The sequence below is a fragment of the Candidatus Bandiella numerosa genome, from assembly GCF_021811875.1.
Taxonomy (GTDB): domain Bacteria; phylum Pseudomonadota; class Alphaproteobacteria; order Rickettsiales; family Midichloriaceae; genus Aquirickettsia; species Aquirickettsia numerosa_A.
On the sequence record NZ_JAJBJD010000139.1, the window covers coordinates 1 to 2,950 of the forward strand.

At 28.8% G+C, this 2,950-nt stretch carries 3 protein-coding genes; 1 reads left to right on the forward strand and 2 read right to left on the reverse strand.

Translation table 11 applies throughout. From position 1 onward, the window contains the following. Positions 1-170: 170 nt before the first annotated feature. Positions 171-1,367, reverse strand: coding sequence for a 3-deoxy-D-manno-octulosonic acid transferase (locus tag L8D11_RS04645; protein ID WP_236870505.1), 1,197 nt, complete (start codon positions 1,365-1,367; stop codon positions 171-173). A gap of 75 nt (positions 1,368-1,442) precedes the next feature. Further along, positions 1,443-2,006 (reverse strand): lysophospholipid acyltransferase family protein, encoded by a 564-nt coding sequence (locus L8D11_RS04650; protein WP_236870507.1) that lies wholly within the window; start codon positions 2,004-2,006, stop codon positions 1,443-1,445. A 335-nt stretch (positions 2,007-2,341) separates the two neighbouring features. Here L8D11_RS04650 and L8D11_RS04655 point away from each other — a divergent pair, with 335 nt between their 5' ends. Further along, complete coding sequence (locus L8D11_RS04655) at positions 2,342-2,854, forward strand: hypothetical protein (RefSeq protein WP_236870506.1); 513 nt, start codon at positions 2,342-2,344, stop codon at positions 2,852-2,854. Positions 2,855-2,950: the final 96 nt, after the last annotated feature.

The following is a 2,950-nucleotide window of genomic DNA, read 5'->3' on the forward strand; positions in this document are numbered from 1 at the left end:
TCCAAAGAGAGAATTTTCAAAAAGCTAAATTTATTTGGGATGAAGCTATCCAAGAGATAGCTGCTGCCTAAAATTTAAGGGTCAGGGTTGTGTTGCGGCCATATTTCCATTAACTTGACGGTGCCATTTTTTGCTATGCGCCATATCTTTTGGAAAGTTAAGAAGTTGGTTTATTTCATGTAATTGTAGATCGTATCGATTGCAATTTTTGAAATATTTTTTTGTGATGTAATTATGTTACTTGAATTAACAATCAATTGATTTTTGTAATTTGAATCGTTGAACAACTTCAGTAATTCACACTTTAGTTCATCGTAATCTCTAGCAACTACTATAGCTTTTTTGGTTTTAAAATCGTCAATTATATCTTTAAAATTAGAAGTATGAGGTCCCACAATGATTGCGCAACCTTGTTTTGCAGGTTCAATTATATTATGTCCTCCAATATTTACTAAAGATCCGCCAATAAAAACAATATCTGAAATCTCAAAATAATTGCCAAGTACTCCAAAAGATGGCACCAATAATAACTCAGTTTCATGGTGATTATAGTTATCAATATCGGTTACATAGCATAATTTATACTTTTCTGCCATTGAGATTATTTCTTCAATTCGTTTTGGGTGGCGAGGAATTATGATAGTAAATATATTTGGAATTTTTTCTTTTATTTCTTTATGCAGTTTTATAATAATTTCTTCTTCCCCCTTGTGTGTGCTGGCTACAACAAATATATTTTTATTTTTTAATTTTGTTCTAGTAGTTTGAACATATTCGCTTGAATACGTTAATGGGGGAGATGAATATTTAAAATGACCAATAAATTTTAGATTATTTTTAGTGAATACATTATATCTTTCATAGTCTAAATTGCTAGCTGTAAAAATCAGTGATAGTTTTTGTAATAAACTACTAGTAAAACTTTTATACTTACTCCATCTATTAAAAGAGGTATCCGATAATCTTGCATTGTATAATAATAAAGGAATTTTCTTTGTAGTCGCATCTATTAAATTTGGCCATATTTCTGATTCAATAAAAATTGCAACTTTAGGATTCCAATGAGCTAAAAATCTACTAATAAAAAAAGTTATATCAATTGGGAGAAATTGGTGCGTTGTATTTTTTATATTTGCAGATTTAAAAATTTTTGCAGATGTTAATGTTATAGTCGTAACCAAGCAATGCACATCAGTTCTTTCATTAATGATAGTCTTGATTATTGGAATGGCCATATTCACTTCTCCAACACTTGCCGCATGAAACCAAATTACCAATTTATTTTTGGGGCAGTTATCAGACTTTAGAACGAATTTTTGAGTTATGCTTGTAACATTCTCTTTACTTTTTATCAACCTAATTATCATACATATGAATATTATGGGAAATAAAAAAATTGATATAATTTTGTATAATTTCATGACAGTTTTTATGGGTTTACTCTAAAGGTGTTTTTTTAAATCTTGCATTTGTTTTATCATCAAAATCTCTAGTTTGCTATTTTGTTTTTCAGTAAAAAAATTTGGAGCAGAGATATCCACTACAATCTTGGTAAAAGGCAATGGAATTGTAAATTCATCCCAGCTTCTAAGAATTTTAGCTTTGGAGGATACAAAAGAAATATTAATGACTGGTATTTTGAATTTTGATGCAAGATTTGTAACGGCGCTATTGACTTTATATCTAGGTCCTCTAGGACCATCCGGAGTTATGACAATGCTTTCTTTATTTTTGATTGAATTTATAATATCTTTTGTTGCAGATAAACCACCTTTATAATTTGATCCCCGAATGGTTTTATGACCATATAGTTGCACAAATTTATCAACATATTTACCGTCTTTATGCAAGGAAGTTAAAACATTAAATTTTCCAAATTTTCTCATTATTTTTGGAAACACTATTATTTTGCCGTGCCATAGTGTCAAAAAACAAACTTCATTAGAATTAAAAATATCTATAGCTTTGTCATCTATATGAGTGTCTATTTTAGATGTAATAAACACAAATTCCAAATATATCTGTATTATTTTAGTGATGCATAATACAGATAAATTATTGTTAAGAAGTTTTTTTATAGACTTTTTTAATATGCTCTTAAATTGTATCAACGTATTTGTATAAATATATAATGATTATTTCTAATCACATAGTACATTAAAGTTTGGTGTTGAGCTACAATTGCTTATATTATTTTTATAATATGATGTGATGTAGCACAAATTTTGAAAAAAATCTGGATTTAAAAAAATAAACTTGCTAGCATGTACTTAATTAGTAAATGGTAACCTTTATTCAGTGTAATGCAAGGTTCTATATGTGGGTGGGTTTTTAGGTAACAATGGAATTTTTAAAAAGATTAGGTACGAATAAGTTAGTAATATTAGCTTTACTTATGGTCGCAATTTTAATAGGCGCTTTGTTCTTTGTAATAAGTTCTAAGCCTATTCATAGCAGTTTGTATAGCGAATTGAGTGATAACGATAGATTGAAGGTAACTTTAAAGTTACAGTCCATGGGTGTGGATTATAAGGTGGACATGAAAAATTCCCAAGTACTGGTTCCGGCACACAAAGTGTTAGAATTAAGGATGTATTTTTCACAAAGTGGGCTTATTAGCTCTGGTAACATTGTTGGATATGAAATTTTTGACAAAGAAAATGGGCTTGGCAGCTCACAGTTTTTAAATAATATTAATTCTTTAAGAGCGCTCGAAGCAGAGTTGTCTAGAACTATTAATAGTTTATCTCAAATTGAAAATTCTAGGGTTCATTTAGTTTTGCCAAAAAAGGAGCTTTTTTCTAAGTCAAATATTACTCCTTCTGCAGGCACAGTCAAGTTAAAAATAGAATAAAATTCTGATATTGAATAAAAGATTATAAAATTGTAGGATTTAAAAAAATAAATATCAAAAAAGATGAAGGGCACACCAAACAGACATAGATATCCA

Excerpts from the sequence above, each read along its gene's own strand:
- L8D11_RS04645 (WP_236870505.1), bottom strand. The coding sequence starts at position 1,367 with ATGATAATTAGGTTGATAAAAAGTAAAGAGAATGTTACAAGCATAACT.
- L8D11_RS04655 (WP_236870506.1), top strand. The coding sequence starts at position 2,342 with ATGGAATTTTTAAAAAGATTAGGTACGAATAAGTTAGTAATATTAGCT.